The sequence below is a fragment of the Vibrio sp. 1401 genome (assembly GCF_033340295.1).
Genome location: NZ_JAWOWF010000248.1, coordinates 1 through 810 on the forward strand (window position 1 = coordinate 1; position 810 = coordinate 810).

The following is an 810-nucleotide window of genomic DNA, read 5'->3' on the forward strand; positions in this document are numbered from 1 at the left end:
AGATTGATGCAGTCGACAAACAAATGCTTGAGCTTTTGGCTCAGCGTTTAGCGCTGGTAGAAAAAGTTGGGGAAGTAAAAAGCGAACACGGTTTGCCTATTTATGCCCCTGACCGTGAAGCGGCGATGCTGGCGTCTCGCCGAGCAGAAGCTGAGAAAATGGGGGTCCCACCTCAGCTTATCGAAGACATTCTTCGTCGTACCATGCGTGAGTCTTATGCCAGCGAGAAAGATTCCGGTTTTAAGTGTTTGAACCCAGAATTACGCTCAGTGGTCATTATTGGTGGTAATGGCCAGTTAGGCGGTCTGTTTGGCCGCATGTTCAAGCTATCAGGTTACCAAGTGAAAGTTTTGGGTAGCAAAGATTGGGGGCGTGCGGATGAGATTCTCAAAGACGCAGGCTTAGTGGTTGTCACCGTACCGATTCACCTGACGGAAGGGGTGATTGCAAAACTGGGCAACTTGCCTCAAGACTGCATTCTGTGTGACCTGACGTCTATCAAGTCAAAGCCGCTGCAAGCGATGTTGAATGTGCACGCTGGACCTGTGGTTGGTTTACATCCAATGTTCGGCCCTGATGTTCCTAGTCTTGCCAAGCAGGTGATTGTGTACTGTGATGGACGTGGTAACGAGCAATACCAATGGTTGTTGCAACAGTTTGGTATTTGGGGCGCGAGCTTGTGTCAGATTGATGCGCAAGAGCACGACCATGGCATGACGTTAATCCAAGCGCTGCGCCACTTCACGTCATTTGCTTACGGAATGCACCTTAGCAAAGAGAACCCGAATATTGAGCAACTGTTGAAACTGA

1 protein-coding gene is annotated in these 810 nt (G+C 49.4%); it reads left to right on the top strand.

All coding sequences use genetic code 11. The annotated features are described in order from the left end of the window. Window positions 1-2 precede the first annotated feature (2 nt). Window positions 3-810 (top strand): bifunctional chorismate mutase/prephenate dehydrogenase (gene tyrA / locus R7Z77_RS24880; RefSeq protein WP_318136987.1); only part of this gene is annotated, 808 nt, incomplete at its 3' end.